This is a genomic window from Paenibacillus sp. B1-35, from assembly GCF_050474385.1.
Lineage (GTDB): Bacteria > Bacillota > Bacilli > Paenibacillales > Paenibacillaceae > Paenibacillus_B > Paenibacillus_B alvei.
The window spans coordinates 953,587-972,325 of sequence record NZ_JBCHVJ010000002.1 but is presented as its reverse complement, the minus strand read 5'-3'; the positions used below and the strand labels follow the sequence as shown (position 1 = coordinate 972,325).

The 18,739-nt window shown below is 39.9% G+C and carries 10 protein-coding genes; all 10 read right to left on the bottom strand.

The window, feature by feature from the left end; genetic code table 11:
- Positions 1–21 precede the first annotated feature (21 nt).
- Positions 22–246, bottom strand: coding sequence for a hypothetical protein (locus ACQ5BJ_RS11870; protein ID WP_430109487.1), 225 nt, complete (start codon positions 244–246; stop codon positions 22–24).
- 61 nt (positions 247–307) lie between these two features.
- Complete coding sequence (locus tag ACQ5BJ_RS11865; RefSeq protein WP_430109490.1) at positions 308–1,042, bottom strand: thioesterase II family protein; 735 nt, start codon at positions 1,040–1,042, stop codon at positions 308–310.
- A 249-nt stretch (positions 1,043–1,291) separates the two neighbouring features.
- Positions 1,292–6,187 carry an SDR family NAD(P)-dependent oxidoreductase gene (locus tag ACQ5BJ_RS11860; RefSeq protein WP_430109495.1) on the bottom strand — a complete coding sequence of 1,632 codons (4,896 nt, stop codon included), beginning with the start codon at positions 6,185–6,187 and terminating at the stop codon, positions 1,292–1,294.
- Between the two features lie 17 nt (positions 6,188–6,204).
- Positions 6,205–10,875, bottom strand: coding sequence for an SDR family NAD(P)-dependent oxidoreductase (locus ACQ5BJ_RS11855; protein WP_430109497.1), 4,671 nt, complete (start codon positions 10,873–10,875; stop codon positions 6,205–6,207).
- 14 nt (positions 10,876–10,889) lie between these two features.
- Positions 10,890–12,140, bottom strand: a complete 1,251-nt coding sequence (fabD, locus tag ACQ5BJ_RS11850) for an ACP S-malonyltransferase (RefSeq protein ID WP_262866820.1) — start codon at positions 12,138–12,140, stop codon at positions 10,890–10,892.
- Positions 12,141–12,171: 31 nt separating this feature from the next.
- The gene (locus ACQ5BJ_RS11845) at positions 12,172–14,064 is read right to left on the bottom strand and encodes a polyketide synthase (RefSeq protein WP_005550242.1); all 1,893 of its coding nucleotides are present in this window, start codon (positions 14,062–14,064) and stop codon (positions 12,172–12,174) included.
- A gap of 16 nt (positions 14,065–14,080) precedes the next feature.
- Positions 14,081–15,148, bottom strand: coding sequence for an ACP S-malonyltransferase (locus tag ACQ5BJ_RS11840; RefSeq protein WP_430109500.1), 1,068 nt, complete (start codon positions 15,146–15,148; stop codon positions 14,081–14,083).
- Positions 15,149–15,255: 107 nt separating this feature from the next.
- Entirely contained in the window at positions 15,256–16,386 is a 1,131-nt protein-coding gene (locus tag ACQ5BJ_RS11835; protein WP_262866821.1) for an ABC transporter permease, read from the bottom strand.
- Entirely contained in the window at positions 16,383–17,531 is a 1,149-nt protein-coding gene (locus ACQ5BJ_RS11830) for an ABC transporter permease (RefSeq protein ID WP_430109502.1), read from the bottom strand. The genes ACQ5BJ_RS11835 and ACQ5BJ_RS11830 overlap by 4 nt, the downstream gene beginning before the upstream one ends.
- 20 nt (positions 17,532–17,551) lie before the next feature.
- A complete protein-coding gene (locus ACQ5BJ_RS11825) occupies positions 17,552–18,484 on the bottom strand; it encodes an ABC transporter ATP-binding protein (protein ID WP_430109504.1) in 933 nt (310 codons plus the stop codon).
- Positions 18,485–18,739: the final 255 nt, after the last annotated feature.

The window sequence follows — 18,739 nt, the reverse complement described above, 5'->3', positions numbered from 1 at the left end:
AATGGCTCTATATCCTTTCAACTATTTATTCTTCTGCTTTGCAGCTTGCAGACCGCCGATGATCAGCATAATGATCCCAATGATTGCCAAAATAATCCGAACTACTAATGGACTCAATGAAAACAAAGTTTCACCTTGCAAGTGCAATCCGAACAACCTTTCATTCAGCCCCGCAATCGCCATTAATGGCTTAAGAAACACACTCAGCACTAATAATCCTATACCCCAAATAATATTACTGTTCATTGATTCAAACCCTCTTTTCCAATTAAGGTAAATAAAGATTAGTTCACAATAAAACGATCTATCATTGCCTTTCTAGAATTTCATCCGATATTGTCAATGTTTGCTTGATAATATCTACAACAGGTTCATAATTCTCTGTAATAAAAAAGTGTCCACCATCTACCGTATGAAAAGTCGCTGCCCCACCTGCATAATAGCTCCACTCGGACATGTCATACCTGCTAGCACTGTGGTCATTGCGGCCATTAATGATTGTAATATCACAAGCGATCTTATCTGTTTTCTCTTGGTGACAATATGTTTCTGATATCTTAAAATCAGCGCGCAATATCGGTAAGAATAAATCAAGCAACTCTTGATTTTCAATTATTTCATGCGTATTGCCCCCATAATTCATAACCGCATGCAAAAATTGCTCGTCTGGCAATCGATGAATTGAAGTTCGGCTATGCTTATTTTGCGGTGCATTACGTCCGCTAAAAAAAATATGCTGCGGCTTATGAACACCGTTCTCGATTAATTTGTAATACGTTTCAAACGCAAGTAGTGAACCTAAACTATGTCCATATATCGCATAATCATCGTTCGAAGCAACATTGCTTGCTATCGTAGCAGTGATATCTTCAACAATGGTATCTATGTCGTCCAGAAGTGGCTCAAAGATTCTCTTGCCGCGACCCGGCAATTCCACAGGGAATAATTGTATATCACTAGGTAACGATTTGCTCCATTTGCGATATACTTCGGCGGATCCCCCTGAGAAAGGAATGCAAAATAGTTTAATCCCATTGCCCATATCAATAACCCCTTCCTTTAATTCGACAACCTGAAATGATACAATCATGTATCATTTCAGGCTGTCGAAAAACCCCCTGTTTTTCTGAAACACCGAAAACAGAGCCAAATGCAGTCCAATAACTTGGCTCTTAGAGCCGTTTAAATCGATTTTTTCTAAAAAAGATGAGACCCACCATATAAAAATAAACCTGTCGAGAAAGTCCATCGGACTTTCTCGACAGGTTGTAATGATACAATCATGTATCATTTATTTGTCACTTTTAATTACTTTTATCGCTTCATCGAAAGAGGATACATTGCCTTGTTCCACATTGTCTAACATTGACATAATATCGTCATCTGACAATTCATAATTCGGTACAATAAACGCCTTGTCATCGGATTGATCTTTGCCGATACCGCGCTTCTTATCAATGAGCCCCGCTAATTCTTCTACGGAAGAGTGCGTAAAGATATCCGTAATATCAATCGTTCTAGGATATACCGCATTTATTTCCTTTAAAAGCTCCATCGCATGAATGGAATCCCCTCCGAGAGAATTAAAACTCTCATAGATATCAATCTCCCTTAGATCTAACACGATAGCATAGCGGAACGCCACTTCATTCTCTGTAGTCGTATAATTATCATTTTTACCAATAATGTGTACATCCTCTGGTGTAATCGTCTGTTTTGCTACTTGTTTTTTCTTTGTATTGTGACGACTGATATGACGATCAAGGTTTTTCTTCAACCATGCCGACAGTTTAAATGGAAGATTATTCTCCCCTATTTGTTGCAGAACATCATAATTGATTTGCCCTGGTATAACATTACTCAAATCGTACTTTATGATCTCATTTAACGCCTGAATAGCTGCTTCTGTCTCCAGTGAACGGAATAAGGTAACGGCATCTGCAACCTGATAATCGACTGCCATACCCACTTCACTCCATCCTGGCCAATTCACAGTTAGCGCAGGTATACCTTTTTTCCGAAGGTACGTCGCATATGCATCAAGGAATGCGTTCGCTGCGGTATAATCACTTTGCCCCGGTCCTCCTAATAAAGACGTCATCGAAGAAAACAGGATAAAGAAATCAAGCGTCTCTCCTTTCGTCAGAGCGTCCAATACTACCGTACCATCAATTTTTGGTCTTATGACATCACGAAATGTATTCATATTTTTGTTAAACAGGAATCCATCTCCTGCCATACCAGCGCAGTGGATAATGCCATTAATAGGGCCATATGCGGCTTTTAGCTCTGATAGAATGCTTTCCATTCGGACCATATCACTAACGTCCGCATAGCGAAGCAAAATGGTACATCCTAGGTTTTCAAGATATAAGATCGATTCAATAAGGGTTTTAAGTTTACGATCCCCATCCGACAGTAAGGTTTGCCACGTTGACCGATCAGGCAATGCTTTACGAGCTAGAAGGCAGATTGTTTGTGCTCCCTTATTCCCTAAATCTATTGCCATTTGCAACCCTAATCCACCGGTACCTCCTGTAATGAAATAGAAGCCTGTCTGCTTAATCTCCAACCTCTTTATCGATTCTTGTTTCTGTTCGATCACAGTAAGTGCCTCCGTGAATCGTTGATTGTTTCGATATGCGACGCGGAAGGTTGGATTGTCCGTCATCACCTCATCTAGTACAGTCTCCATATCTGTTGCCTCATCTATGTCGATACAACGATAGCGAAGATTAGGATATTCTGCCGCAGTCGACTTGGTTACTGCCAGAAAGGCTGCGTGTGCAGGCTTGACACAAGCTTCTTCTCCTGTTACTTCATGTGCATAGTCAGTCAACAACACAAAGTCAACAGAATCACGGATCGTTCTAAGTAACGCTCTGGTCAAATAAACCACACTATAGAGACCTTGATGTAATTCTTCTCCATATCGCTCCGCCGAAACATCCGTTCGTGTAAAGTCAACGGTACTAAAGTGATATACGGAACAAAGATTCACACTAATCGCAGCAAGTAGTTTGTCATAATCTTCCTCATCTTCACCAACAGTAAAATGGGTTTCATCAATTTGGCTAAATTCTTTGCCAATTGAGACAAAAAACAACCGACTATCTTGAGGCTGGGGCTGGATTCGTTCTGCAAGTGCACGAGCATAATATTCACCATGGTCACAAAAAACTAATATATTACCTTGCACATTTTGAGTTTTTTGTATCGTTGCCGACTGCAGCATCCAGTTCATACCATAAAAGACATCCCTATTAAACTCATTCATTTTGCTAATTTGCCTCAGCGTGACTTCTTCCGCCTCTGCGATTAGATTTCCAGACATATCCACGAGTGAAGCGCGGAACGTAAACACTTCCGTGTTAGTATCCTTCGTCAAAGCAATCTTACTGTAAAAATGATTCGGAACCCGGCGATAAAATTTTAAGTTTTTATACGATAAAGGCAATAATTTAAGCCCACCCGAATAAATTCGGATAACAGGTACATTAATTGCATCGTCAACTAATGCCGGATGGAAAGAAAAATGGTCTAAATCAGACAAATACTTGTCTGAAATTTGTAACTCGGTTATAACTTCATCCCGATCACCATTTGCTTTAGTGAAGAAGTTTAATATGGAATTCCAACGCTCACCAAAATAATTATCACTACCCCAATTACTGTAAAATACTTCTTTTTCTTCCGACGTTTGTTTAACATTAAGCTTTGTAAAAGCGGGATCTGATTCTATTTCTGAAAATGATAACTGTTTAGGCGGCGTATCATCATGCATACAAACCGTTCCTTTGCAATGTTCTATCCACACGTCCCCAGTCGATTCCTCTTGCCTAGATACAAACGAAAATTCTGCATTAACGTCATTGTGAGTAATAACAATATGGATATCCCTATCCCCTTCATAAGCTAGCAACGGGGCCATAAAAACGAGATCCTGAATCACAATATTTGCATTGTTAAAACAATGCTGGCATGCTTCTTTAATCATTTCAAGAAATGCCGTTCCGACCAGCAGACCGGTGCCCATAAGCTTATGGTCGGTAATAACCCATTCTTTTGCTAGTTCGGGATTTATGAGATACACACTTTGCTTCATTGAATCAACAATACAATGATGAACAAGCGGATGTAATATCTTAGTATCCGGTTTCCTACGGATTGATTGCATCACTGTAGCCGGTTCAGCCCAATAATGCGTTCTATCAAATGGATATGTTGGTAAAGAAACGCGCTTATATGTGCCATCTTGATACAAATGCTTCCAATCAACTGTGGCTCCTTTTACATAAAGTTCACAAAGCTTGGAGAGTTGTGATACATTTTCACACACATCTCCCCCTGTTAAAACAAGGTTTTGCGCTTCTTGTGTGATGCGATTTAGCTCGCTAATTAAAATTTCGCCTTCATTTATACTTTGACGCTTATCCGATACAACCTGATTTTTTCCATAGTAAATGCCATGATTAACCATATTTTTTAAATCATTTTTGTTTAGAATAGCAAGCTTTTCTCTTAAGTCTTTGAGGGTATTGAATACAATAGCGATTCGATACGTATAATGCCCGCGGCCCGTGTTCGCCGTATAGCATAGGTTACCGATCGGTATATTTTGTTCATTCTCAAGAAATTGTTCATAGTTATGAATTAAGCTTTTTAAAGCGGTTTCCGTTTTTGCCGATAGAGAAAGTACATTATTCGAAGTCGGAGCTGGTAACAAATCCGGCTCCTTATATTCTTCTACGATAAGGTGGCAATTGGTTCCACTAAAACCAAATGCACTTATTCCTGCTCGTAGCGGCATTTCCCCGCTATCCCAATTCATGCATTTGTCGACTACATATAAAGGTGAATTGATAAAATTAATGTATGGATTCGTCTCCTCAAAATGAAGACTCGGTGGTAACATCCGATGTTTCATAGATAAAAGAACTTTTAATAGATTTGCTGGGCCGGCAGCACCGACCGAATGCCCAATGTTTGTTTTCACAGAACCAATTCCACAAAATTGCTTTTTATCCGTAAATCTTGAAAAAGCATTAGATAAGCCAGTAACTTCAATCGGGTCACCGAGCAACGTTCCAGTACCATGTGTCTCGACGTAACTGATAGATTCAGGTGAAACGTTAGCTCTTTTCCACGCATCAATGATGACTTCTTCCTGAGCAAGTGGATTCGGAGCAGTGATACCGTTTGAAGCCCCATCATTGTTTACTGAGCTCCCCTTTATCACACCGTAAATGTGATCGCCATCTTTTATCGCATTCTTTAGTGGCTTCAATAAAAATACAACTACACCTTCAGAAAACACCGTACCACTACACTTCTTATCAAAGGTGCGGACGCGATAATCCGTGGATTGGACGGAGTCCATAATATTCATATCCTCATCCGATGTTTGCTTGTTATCAATATCTTGCATATTTTGACCAGCGATGCCGAGGTTAATCCCACCCGCGAGTGCCATATCACACTCCTGATTGCGAAGCGCACTACACGCTTCATGTATCGCAACAAGCCCTGAAGAGCAGGCAGTATCAAGGACGAAGGCTGGCCCTTTTAAGTTAAACGTATAGCTAATACGGCTTGCTAAAATACCACTCCAAAATCCACTTAGTTTCATCTGATCATCTTCGGTCAGGTATTTATAGTGGATAGAGTTTGTTTGATCTTTTCCGACAAATACACCCATTTTCGAATTAGTTATCGCCGGAATGCTATAACCGGCATCTTCGATTGCTGTCACTGCAGCTTCCATGAATACCCTTTGCTCAGGTTCGATATAGCGCGCTTCCCGTGGAGGAATCCCGAAAAAGGCGGCATCAAATTTATCCCAATCCGTAATATAACCACCTTGAAACTGTTCAAGCTTGTCATAATTTTCTGGCGAAGGTGTATAGCCGATATACTCGCTAAAATCAATATTCTTTAAGATCATCTCGTCATAAACAAGTTTATCTTCAGGTTTCGGTACAAAGCACAACCTACCATTCACTAAATTATCCCAGTACTCCCCTGAATTTTTTGACATAGGCAACCTGTTTGCAACACCAATCACCGCTATTTCATTTAATTCGTCTTTTTCATTTTGTTGAAGCTCCGCTAACAAATTTACTGCTTCTGTTTGGGAAATATGCTTCATGCTGAGTTGTTCTAAAATAAATTTCTTTACAGTGTTCATACCTAAATCCCTCCTTATTAATTGCGCTTATCCAGCAACGCTAGTACCTGCTCCATATTCATATCACCTGCAACAAATTGGTCTAACATACCCTCTATGTTATTTCCATTTTCTTCCTTAATCGTTATCTTGTCGCTCTTCATTGTCTTTTTCTCTATATATTGCGCGATTTCTACTACTGTCGAATACACAAACATATCCGTAATCACGATGATACCGGGGTAGAACTTATCCAGTTCTTTTTGGAGATATGCAGCAAGCAATGAATTGCCACCCGATTCAAAAAATTTAGCATGGATATCTACTTGATCTGTACCGAGAGTTTGCGACCAAGCGTAGATTACATTTCTTTCAATGTCAGTAATATCGCTCATACTCTTCCCAATCACAACAATCTCTTTATCCTCGGGGGTAGTTCCCTTACTCCGATGACTCTGATCGTTACCTTTATAATTGCTACTATTCGCAAACACACTGATGATGGGTTTGTCGTGTTCCATTTGTAATGCTTTAGAATCAATATCTCCGATCAGCACCTGAGGCAGCTTTGTTTTTAGAGCATGCCAGAACGCGGTGGCTCCTTCTTCATCATTAAGGAATCGCACATACACCCCTTCTTCGCGTATACCACTCGTTACCGCCATCCCTGATTCACGCCACCCTGTCCAGTTAATGGTCAAACTAGGCAACCCTAATGCACGGCGGTAATATGAAAAACTATCCAGAAACGCATTCGCAGCGACATAATCGCTTTGTCCTGCTGCACCAAATATGGAGGCATAAGAAGAACACATCACAAAAAAGCTTAACGGATCCTCGCGGGTCAGTTCATGCAATATCCAGGTTCCGGCAATTTTCGGTCTTAAGACTGATTCATACGTTTGCCATGTCTTATTCATAATGAACCCATCTCCAGCAATACCCGCAGCATGTATCACCCCGCAGATCGCTCCATGTGTATCTCGTAATTGCTGTAAGGTATCATCCATTTGTACATAGTTAGCAATATCGACCTGCATAATATCCAATGAATACCCTTGAGCCCAAAGGCTTTGCACCTGCTCCAGTTTCTTGCGCAGAATTGGATCAGTAGTATCCGATAGATGCGAAAACGTATCTCTTGAATAAGTTCTGTTAAGTAATACGACATGAATAGTAGGGTTAAGGCTGAATAAGTGCTGGGCAATGGCTAACCCCATGCCACCTAACCCACCTGTGATGATATAAACCCCGTTATCGATTAACGTCATTTGTTCATCATCAAGGGTTGTTCCTTGTGTGACATTGTGAAGTTGTTGCATATATTTAATATTTCTTCGATAGGACACAGCATGCAACGATTCATTGCTGAGCATGTCTTCGATCAGAACGTCTGCTGACGTATCGTTATCAATATCAATTACGCGTGTCTTAATGTTCGCATACTCTCTGCCAATCGAATTGACCATACCACTCAATCCGTAGCTCAACGGTTGAATCCATTCTTCCTCACCGGTTACTTTCGTTGCATTTGAGGTGAATATAACCAAGTTTATTGAATGACGAACATCTTGGTTAAGTAATTCCTTTACCAAATTAAATGTGCTTTTGAAGAGCAACTCCATCTCTGTTATAAGCTGTGAGACTGTTTGTATCTCTTCATGCATAAGCGAAGCAATATGAACAATATACTTAATCTTCTCCTTCGCCAATGAAGATAGAATGGTATCAAAATCACATGCCTCTCCTAACTCTACTGCTATCATCCGCTCTCCAAAGTACTGTCGCATCTGCAACATCAAAAACGAATTGAGTTGCTCACGACGATACATGATGAGAATGCAATCGTCTTCCTTCACAACACTCACCGCTTTATCAAAGGGGTCAGGGCAAGCAATCCAGTGTGTCGTTCTATACTGATGTTGGGATGACTTCATAAAGTTCTCCTCATCATGGATTTTTTTAATAACATAATTGTTCAGTTCCCCAATGATACGACCATCCTCGTCCAGTAGCGTGACGTCAAAAGCCGCAAACTCCTCCGTTACACGATCTTGCTCTTTTAGCTTAATATAGCTATACATTCTAGGCGGAAGAGGTTGATAGAAGCGCGCTTGTTCACAGGAGAACGGCAAAAAGACATCGTTAATAATCAAATTGCCAGAATTAATCGCCGGATCAAGTAAAGACGGAAACAGTATATATTGATCCAATTCTGTTAGTAAGGCTTTATCAACTGAGAAATAAAGTAAAAGTTCTGTATCATTTTTATAAAGTGCCGCTAAATTGTTCCACTTATTCCCCTTAATTTCTACAATTGTTTTAGGTACCAATGATGTATGCTTATCCAGTACCTCACAACGAGCCATAATCGAAGGGATATCGATTGACATATTTTTAGGGGCTGCATGTTTTCTTGCGCGCGCAGACACTTCTAAATGATGGATCCATTCACTTTCCTGATCGTTTTTACTAAAGCAATTCACCGTAATGACATCACGATCCTCCCTTATGACGGTATGAATCGTACGAGTTTCATGCCTGCCACAAGCAAATGGAACACAATATAATAGATTCTCAATATCAAATTGAGCATGTTTTAAATACCGAGTACTTACGAATACGGCCATTTCAAAAAAAACAGTGCCTGGTAAAACATGAACACCATTTATCATATGACATTTTAATTCCCAACATTGTTCAACATTCATCTTTGTCATATATACTTGCATACGATGGGTATCTAACACACATGTATGAACTAATGGATGAAGATTCTCTTTGCGAGATTCAAATAATTGTTTTTCTTGTCTAGACGGTAACGAAACCCAATATCTTTTGTGATCGAACGGATAAGTAGGGATACTCAACTTACGTCGTTCTTCTCTGCCATATAATTGTTTCCAGTCAATAGTCGCGCCTTGGACATATAGTGCAATTAATGCATTTAATAAGTCCTTATATTGCCCTTCGTCCGACTCATGGATAATTTGTTGCGTAATTTCAGCAGCTTTTTGCGAAAGTAATTGCACCGTATTACGGTGAATATATCCATCCGTAACATTGGAATCCGTTATTTTATGTTCGCCATAGACATAACTGTTATCGCTAAGATTTTGTGTAAAATTAATCGCTAAAAGATCATCCGGAGAATGAAGAATCATCGCAAAACGACATTCAAAATGAACTCTGCCGACATTGGCGGTATAGCATAAATCATCAAGATTGCAGTTTGGCATTTGCGTTACATATTGCTTATACAGCTCAATGTAACGGCGAACGGTCTGTTCATCTTTGGCTGAAATCGTAATTATCCGAGATTGTTTTGGACTATGTACTGCACTGTCTACTTGGGGGGCTTCTTCTAAGATGAGATGGCAGTTTGTTCCGCTCATGCCGAAGGAACTAACACCACATCGTCTCGGATAATGCGTCGGCTCCCAATTACATAACTTATCATTCACATAAACAGGTGATGATGAAAAATTAATCTTTTGGTTAGGTGCTGTGAAGTGAAGCGTTGGAGGTAATTGCTTATGCTTCAGCATTAAAACTGCTTTAAGTAGCCCTACCGCTCCTGCTGCACTATCAAGGTGACCCACGTTACTTTTTACAGATCCGATTGCACAAAATTGTTTCTTGTCCGTCACTCGGCTGAACGCACGTTCTATACCGTTAATTTCCACAGGGTCGCCAAGTTTTGTTGCTGTACCATGCGCTTCAATATAAGATATCGTCTCAGGGTTGATTCGAGCGTCTTTCCATGCCCCTCTTATGACAGATTCTTGAGCCTCAGCATTTGGTGCAGTAATGCCAACCGAAGCTCCATCTTGGTTGACACTTCCCCCTTTAATAACCGCATAAATATTATCGCGGTCGCGGACTGCATCGCGTAACGACTTCAGGATAAAACATATAACACCTTCTCCTGTGCCTGTACCGTCTGCATCATAGTTAAACGTCTTCGTTCTCGAAGAAGAAGACTCAATTCCCATCTTGTTCTCAATCACTTGTGGTGCGGGTGCTATTCTGAAGCGAACAGAACCCGCAATCGCCATTGTAATGCTACCATTTTTAATGTGCTCACAAGCCGTATGCACAGCTACCAAAGAGGATGAGCAAGTCGTATCAATATTAATTGCCGGTCCTTTTAGATTTAATATGTAGCTAATTCTACTTGCGATAATGGCATCCACATTTCCAGAAACTGAAATCCCGTACGTATGCGCATCACTCTCTTTCAGCAATGAACGGTAGGAATCAGGCGGACTTGTATAGCCTACAAACACACCTGTCTGACTTCCTTTTAAACAACCGCCACCATAGCCGGCATCCTCAAGCGCTGTCCAAGCCGACTCCAAAAACATACGTTGCGCTGGATCCATGAATTCAGCTTCCCGAGGTGAGATATTAAATACACTTGGATCGAATAAATCGATTCGATCCATATAAGCAGATTGTCCTAAATCTTCAGGTATTTCCTTCTGGTGCATGTACTGATATGATCGAACCGCATCCTCATACCGTTGTTGCGGAAAATCAGTAATCAAATCCATTCCATTACGGATATAATCCCAAAACTCTTTAACATTGTTGGCTTTTCCAACCTGTGCATGTAAACCAATGATCGCTATATCCTGGACAGAAGGTTCATGACAATCGGAATCGGATGGCGAATACGGTATTTGCTTAATCATATTCAAATCCACTGGATAGCCCCCTTCTATGTAATTGCATTGTAATCAAAATGCTCGAACAAGGATTCTGTATTGGAATCTCTGAATAACTCTTTTAATCTGGCGATCTGTTCTTCCCGGCTTGTTTGTTTCGTTTTGAACATCATTAGCAGCATCGTAATAGCTTGTTGCATCTCCTCTTCAGTAGCAGCTCTTCCTTCCTTCTCAATCTCGCTCTGAAGTGCACTTAACTTGTTATAAGGTTCAATAACTCCTCGTTGGTATTGTTCACTATCCCAATTGTTATTACGGGTAGCCGCAAAAATACCTAAACTTCTGGACAAAAACGGAATAGCACTATCCTGAATGTGTTTTTCAAGTTTTTCGATATCCTCAATATGGTCATAGGCAAATACAGGCGTGTCACCGAAAATGTTATTCATCAATTTTTTAAGTACATGTCCCGGCCCTACTTCCACGCCATACTTGATCAAATATTTTTTCGCATAGAGCATGCAGTCTACCCAGCGAACAGGTGTGTAAATTTGCGCTGTAAGATTAGGAATGATATCCTCACTGCCAAGGTAAGGCTTAGCTGTTACGTTAGAAAGCACAGGTATCGTAAAATCATTAAACCGGTATTTTTTAAGTTCTTCTTCAAAGAGCGTGGCGACAGGTTGCATAATACTACAATGAAATGGAGCGCTTACATTAAGATAAACAGATTTTATCCCCTCTTCATTCAGTACATTTACAACCTGATCAACAGATGTACGATGTCCAGAAATAACGGTTTGCGTGCGTGAATTATAATTTGAGATACTTACCACTTCGTTTGATTGAGTAACCGAATGACAAATATGCTCAAGTTTCTCCACATCACGCATCAACACAGACACCATGCAACCTGCTTCCGGTGCAATCGCTTCTTGCATCAGCTCTCCCCGTTTACGCACAATTTTGACAGCATCAGCAAAATCAATGGCACCTGCGCAAGTGAGTGCAGTAATCTCACCTAAACTATGTCCAGCCATTAAGTCGGGTTTAATCATGTGCCTATCCATCAGTACACGAAACATGGCTACACTTGTTGTTAAAATCGCAGGCTGGGCATTATGTGTTAATGTTAAATTCGCTTGATCACCTTCAAAACACAACTTCTTTAGATCAAGTGACAATGCATCACTTGCTTCCGCAAATACATCTGAAGCGATTTTAGAATTCTCACATAGTGTTTTCCCCATCCCAACATACTGTGAACCTTGTCCTGGAAAATAGAATGCTTTTCTCATCATCATAATTGATTAGACCGTTCATGAACGCCCTAATCTACCCTCCTATCCAACATTTAGATTGTGTAAAACAGTAACCTGGAACATCAATCAATCTGGGTTGTTCGTCATGAAACAACCTATTAAAATCAATGGTATAACCGTTCACATAGTACTCAGCTATTTCACGCATATCATACCTAGCAAGAGAAGATAGCATGCCTTGCTCTACATCACGATTTTCTGCAACGCTCTTTCTGCTTTTCTTTTCATAGTAAATATCACGGCTTGATCTGTTATCGACGATCCATTGACTTAACGTATCATAGAGGTCATCAAATGTACGGTAAACAACCGCTAGGCGATACGGACTATAATGCTGGCGACGTGCTAGAATCGTATAGGAAAAATTAAGCACGTTAGCCGACTCCATATCCCTATATTGCTTTACAAATTCCGTAAATTTGCTGATTGTCTGTTGCAGAGAAACAAGCGTGTGCCCCGAAATGCAAAATAAATAGTGGTCTTTAATCCATGGCTGGAAATTCTGTTCATCAGGAATATACTCTTCAAATAGGGTAAGTGCATTCCCCCCGCCATATCCACAAGAAAACGATGCAGCGATACGTTTTTTTCCTTCCTCAACTTCCCAGTCTTTTAATTTGTCGTTTATATAAAATGGCGAATTAATAAGATCCAAATAGGAGGAAGGAGTATCAAATTTATAGATAGGCGGTATCTGCTTATTCTTTAAGGCAAGCAAGCAACACACAGCATTACTCAAGCCTAGCATTGCTTCCGAATAGCCTAAATTCACACTCGATAGGCCAAGTGCACAATATTGTTTTTTCTGTGTTTGAAAGCCATTAACCAATCCTTTAACTTCTATCGCTTGTTCAATTCTTTCACAATACCCTTCACCGTCAACATACGTAATATCTTCCGGTCGTAGATTCGCATCGATAAGCGCTCCCTGTACGACTTGGGTGATCATTTCCGAACTTGTTTGCAGAAAGTCAACGGTCGCCCCACCACTGTTATTTGTATGTATCCCCCGGATAATCCCATGTATCCGGTCTTGATCCGCCACAGCCTTATCAAGCGGCTTTAAAAACAAGGCGATTGCTCCTTCTCCTACATAGTTACCTCCAGGCTCATCATCATAGCCTTTACTCGCAATATCTGGCGCATGATGAAAAACTTCATTCAATACTGTTCTTTTATCAAGCAAATGCGAAATATTGATTCCCCCGACAAGTGCTGACGTAATTTTACCCGTTTCAAGCAAATTACAAGCCTCATAAAGCGCTATTGCACCACTAACACAGCTATTCTCAATCACCGTTGAAGGCCCTCGCAAATCAAATTGATTTGAAAGGCGTGTTGCAAGAAAGCTTGTCCAATTCAACATATACGATTTCATGTTAATATTATCGATATACTTAAGATAATTAGTTATTTGGTTAGCAGTAAAATTAGCGGCGATATACACACCTGTAATCTCATTTCTGCGGTCTGTGCTAAGATACCCCGCATCTTCAAGTGCCCGGTAAGCAGCTTGAAGCATGATTCTATGGCTAGGTTCCATTAATGATGCATCTTCATGCGACATTCCAAATAATTCATAATCAAACTGATCGATATCTGATAAGATGGCGCCATAATGATAATTACGCTCATCTGCATCTAATCCACCCAATAATTGCGAGGCACGTGTTATTCTATCCTTTGGACAAGCCTGTATTAACGTGCGCTTGTTCGATATTACATCCCATATGTCATTATAATTATCCGACAAAGGAGATTTCCAACTCATCCCAACTATAGCAACCGGTGTCTTTTGCGAATTCAGTCCCTTTAATAATTGACCCGCTTCTGCTTTATCTATTCTTCCGTCTTTGAACATGGAGATAACGAGGTCCATTGCAATCGTCTTTTTAGTTGTTATCATATTGTTCGCTCCTTCCTTAAGACATACCACTAACCGATATGCCCTTTGTTACTAACATGGTCTTATTCAAATCAATGAACATATCAACATCTTCAATGAGAGTTTCTTCCTGAAGATCGGATAGTCTTAGGTTTATCTCATTTGCATCAGTCTTTTTACCATGCATAATTTGCATAAAATAGCGGCTTGCATCTGCCATATCTGAGTCGGAAGGTTGTTCATTGGAAGACGAGTACTTATCATAGATGTCTTTCAACTGATTGAATGGCGTAACGACATTTTGAAGATAATCCATATCGTCAAAATTATGGTTTGGTACACTAACTGCAACTCCTAACATCCTTGACAACAAATACGTCCTATTAAATAACTTTCTTTTCTTAAACAGTTCTGTCGAATAATAAGGGTCGCCTTCATAATCCATGGTAAGAACACGTGCTGCAGGCTCAACATCTAATACCTGAGGACGCAACATGTTGGAAGGACCTATTTCAATGTAACGATAGATACCTTGGTCCGTCATATATCGAATCGTATCTTTCCATCGGGTCTGGGTATAAGGTTGCAACATTAACCTTACAACATCTTCACTGTCTGTATATACTTTTCCATCCACAGCGGTGACAACGTTTTCAACATGCCTTTTTAATGGAAGTTTTGCAATAAGTTCCTGTAACCGAAACGATAGTTCTTCCTTATTTGATGCATCGTTTTGGGACAGCGTAATTTGACTATGTTCTACAATAAAATGAAGTGCATCTGAAAAATCAACTGCCCCTGAACAAACTAATGCCGACAGTTCTCCTATATTGTGACCTGCATAATACTTCGCCTTACTATTAAATACGTCTTGAAATACAGTAAAAAACACAATGCTCGTTGTCAAAATAGCTGCCGGTACAAATGTTTTATCATTGAATTCCTTACTATCACCGTACATAATTCGTTCCCGCAGATGATAACCTAGACACTCGTCAGCAATATCATAAACCCTTTTTGCTGATGCATAGCTGTCATACATGGATTTTCCCATTTTTAAATATTGTGATCCTATGCCTGGCAGTAAGATTGCTATGTTGTGCATAAACGCTCCCTCCTTGGATGCAAAGACAGGTCGCAATTCAATGGATTACGACCTGTTTTGCATACCATTTCCTTTTTTGATCTACCACAATTGTTTCTATGTTCATATCACGTCCTTACCTTTTCACTCCTTACGAAAACGGAAACAAATATAAGTAGAGTTGCGAAGCTAAGCATATATATCAGTTGCTGTGAAGAAGCTGCAATACCTTTCCCGGCTATAACATCTCTACCTGCTTGCAAAAACCATGTTGTCGGGAAAAAATCTCCGATCTGCTGCGCAAATTTAGGCATGATCTCCCGCGGCCAAAAACACCCCCCCAGCATTAGCATAGGAAAGTAAAGTAAAGTCGAGAGCGAACCAGCCATTAGGCGGGTGTTCGCGAATCTACTGATTGCTACACCTAGTGCGACACAAACAAGGGAAAAAGCCAAGCACACGAGCAACACTTCTTGTTTCTGCTCAGAGGTCTGCCCAAATGGAAAATCTACTATGCTAGATATAATGCTCAGTAACAATACGGATTGAATAGCAGCGATCACAAAACATGCCAGCATGTTTTGTATGAGATAACTAAATCTTGATACGGGCGTAACTGCAATACGATCATACACACCTGATAATTTATCTTGCAAGATTAAACTGGTGGAAAATGTCATAAGAAATATCATGCCAGAAGCAATAAATCCTAATGATTTTACCGCATTGCTGACGTCTCGTTCTGAACCTGCATACTTAAGCGTACTTTCATATGTAACGTTAAACGCACTCTTCTTGTAGTCGTCCATGCCTTGGTAAAAAATCTTCTCATCACCTCCAGACGCTCTTGCAATTTGTTTTGCAGAGGATACATAGCTTGACACATACACTTTTACAGGACCAAAGATGTCAGTACCTGCTAAATCATAGATTAATACAGAGACGTCGTCACCATTCAACAAGCTTTCGGTAAAGCCCTGCTGAAAAAGCAACCCACCATCTAGTTCTGAATTAATAACCATGCTTTTGACATCATCATTGCTCGTCAGATTGATAATCTTGTACTGCCCCTTTAATTGTTCTATAAAATCTTGAGTGAACAAGGTATTGTCTTCATCTATTATCCCAACCTTATATTGAACTTCCTGAGATGTCGCCACAATCAAAAAAACAGTCAATAAAATCGGTATAACAAAAATAAACAACAAACTCCAACCCTTCTGGAAAACACGTCTAATACAATTAAGAAATATTGTCATTCTACCGTCCTCCTCGAAGCAGCCAGACTTACAAGCACAATTCCGACACAAATTAATACCATAAATCCAATATGAATAAGTGCCTGCTCCACTTGATTCCCATAAACGACATTGAAAAGAGCAGTCTTAGCGTAATAGCTTGGTGATAGATAGGCAACTGATCCAAAGTCCACGATTACAAAACCGCCAACGATGAAAGTCCCCCCCAGCGTTATAAAATTGGATAATGATTGTGCTTTTTGAATGTCACGTGTAATAATAACCAGCATCAACCCGAGTAGTGTAACGAGTATGGATAATATAAACAAAGTAAGAAGTACAACTATAATATGGTTTCCCCAATCCACACCATATACGTACTTTGTAAACAAGAGTAAGATGACCCCTTGGAAAAATGTCACCAATGACAACCCAAGTGCTTTGCCAATATATTGTTCATACGGTTTCACTGCAGACAAGCGAATTCGATTACCTAAAGTGCCCAAATAGTCTTCAGACGCCATAACAATACCGTATTCTTGCCCGTATAATAATAGCATCAGTATCATCGCTATGCTGTAATACCCCATCGCAGTCGTCGCTTTCAAACTTGAACTTGTTAAGGATTGTTCTTTGACATTCTCTTCATTATTCTTCTGTCGCTCGGAACCCATCGCATCGACTTCTGTTTGCCCTGTTATGTTGTAAATAACGCTAGACGTATTCATCAAATTGGTTAGACTACTTACAATGTTCTTAACAACCAGCGTAGGTACACCGTAATCTGTTGATAAGTAGACATTGACGACATGGGGGAGAACTCTATCGTCAGAGAAATTATCAGGAATAAAAATAATGGCATCTGCTTCATCCTTATTAAGGAGAGCTTTGCCATCATCTAATGACGTAACCGCCTTTAGTTCCGCAAGCTCAGTAACATCATTTGAATGTAAAACAGCATCAAAAATAGCGCCATACCTGCCTGAATCAAGGTTTGCATAAGCTATTGTTACCTTCCCCAATGACTTTTGTATATCATATGTACTGCCGAATACCGAACCCAAAATGAGGATAATGATAGCATAAGTAAGCAAATTTATTAAAATTGCTTTTGGATTCATGATCATCCGTTTAACCGCATAGAACATTTGGAACAAAATATTCATTGCATATCCTCTTTTCCGATTTAATCACGCAACTTTTTGCCTGTTAATTGGAGGAAAACAGTTTCCAAATTCGGTTTTTCTACTGCCATATATTTTATATTAAAGTGTTGCTTGATTAATTGTTCCAATATAAGAGGAATACAACTGTCATCTTTGACTAGTTTAATTTCTAATATCTCTTCGTTAACACTAAAGGACAAAACTCCATCAATGGACTCGATTACTTTGACAGATTCCGCTGTATTAGCAGTAAACTCCAATCTTAGGCACTGTTCGTGGATATGGTCTGCGATTAATTCGTCAATTGTCCCAAGTGCAATTAACTGACCAAAATCCATGATAGCAACGCGATCACAGATTGCTTCGATTTCTTCCATATAGTGAGTCGTATAAATGACCGTCGTGCCTTCTTTGTTCATTATACGGATAGATTCTAAAATATGATTGCGTGATTGCGGATCAACCCCAACCGTCGGTTCGTCCATAAATAGAACACGCGGTTTATGCACAATCGCACAAGCAATATTGAGCCTTCGCTTCATGCCGCCTGAAAAGGTGCTCACTTTCGATTTCCTTCTGTCCCACAGACCCGTAAACTCCAGTGCCTTCTTAACCATTTGTGCTAACTCATTTCCTCGCAGACCATACAATCTGCCCCAATAAGTGACATTATCTATCGCATTTAACGTTTCAAATACAGCAATTTCCTGAGGAACGTAACCAATTTTACGTTTAATTTCTGTTGCTTGTGTTGAAAAGTCTTTGCCGAATATCTTCACTGAGCCACTGTTAAAACGTAAAAGTCCTAATATCGTATTCATCAACGTAGACTTCCCAGCCCCATTAGGTCCTAGCAACCCAAATATCTCACCTTCACGTATACTCAGATTAACCCCTTTCAACGCATCGAGATTATTGTATTTTTTGACCACGTCTGAAACTTCGATTATCATACGCACATCCTCCATAATACAGGTCGTCATGTTCTACCCCCACATTAATAGTAAATGCCTAGAAGATTCGAATAAATTCAATCAATAATGATCTACTTGATCAAGCTCCACATTGTGTAACTCAATCTATAAAAAAAATAGCGACCTAAATATCCATAGGTCGCTTACTCTTATTTATTTGTGCCTTACTCATGTGTAATTTTCGACATTTTTCAAAAAAAACATAGCTTCGCCCTCTCGTCCAGCCATATTTTT

What these genes read in the sequence shown, in the direction of transcription:
- ACQ5BJ_RS11870 (WP_430109487.1), bottom strand. Translation starts at nt 246, where the DNA reads ATGAACAGTAATATTATTTGGGGTATAGGATTATTAGTGCTGAGTGTG.
- ACQ5BJ_RS11865 (WP_430109490.1), bottom strand. Translation starts at nt 1,042, where the DNA reads ATGGGCAATGGGATTAAACTATTTTGCATTCCTTTCTCAGGGGGATCC.
- ACQ5BJ_RS11860 (WP_430109495.1), bottom strand. Translation starts at nt 6,187, where the DNA reads ATGAACACTGTAAAGAAATTTATTTTAGAACAACTCAGCATGAAGCAT.
- fabD (WP_262866820.1), bottom strand. Translation starts at nt 12,140, where the DNA reads ATGATGATGAGAAAAGCATTCTATTTTCCAGGACAAGGTTCACAGTAT.
- ACQ5BJ_RS11845 (WP_005550242.1), bottom strand. Translation starts at nt 14,064, where the DNA reads ATGATAACAACTAAAAAGACGATTGCAATGGACCTCGTTATCTCCATG.
- ACQ5BJ_RS11840 (WP_430109500.1), bottom strand. Translation starts at nt 15,148, where the DNA reads ATGCACAACATAGCAATCTTACTGCCAGGCATAGGATCACAATATTTA.
- ACQ5BJ_RS11835 (WP_262866821.1), bottom strand. Translation starts at nt 16,386, where the DNA reads ATGACAATATTTCTTAATTGTATTAGACGTGTTTTCCAGAAGGGTTGG.
- ACQ5BJ_RS11830 (WP_430109502.1), bottom strand. Translation starts at nt 17,531, where the DNA reads ATGAATATTTTGTTCCAAATGTTCTATGCGGTTAAACGGATGATCATG.
- ACQ5BJ_RS11825 (WP_430109504.1), bottom strand. Translation starts at nt 18,484, where the DNA reads ATGATAATCGAAGTTTCAGACGTGGTCAAAAAATACAATAATCTCGAT.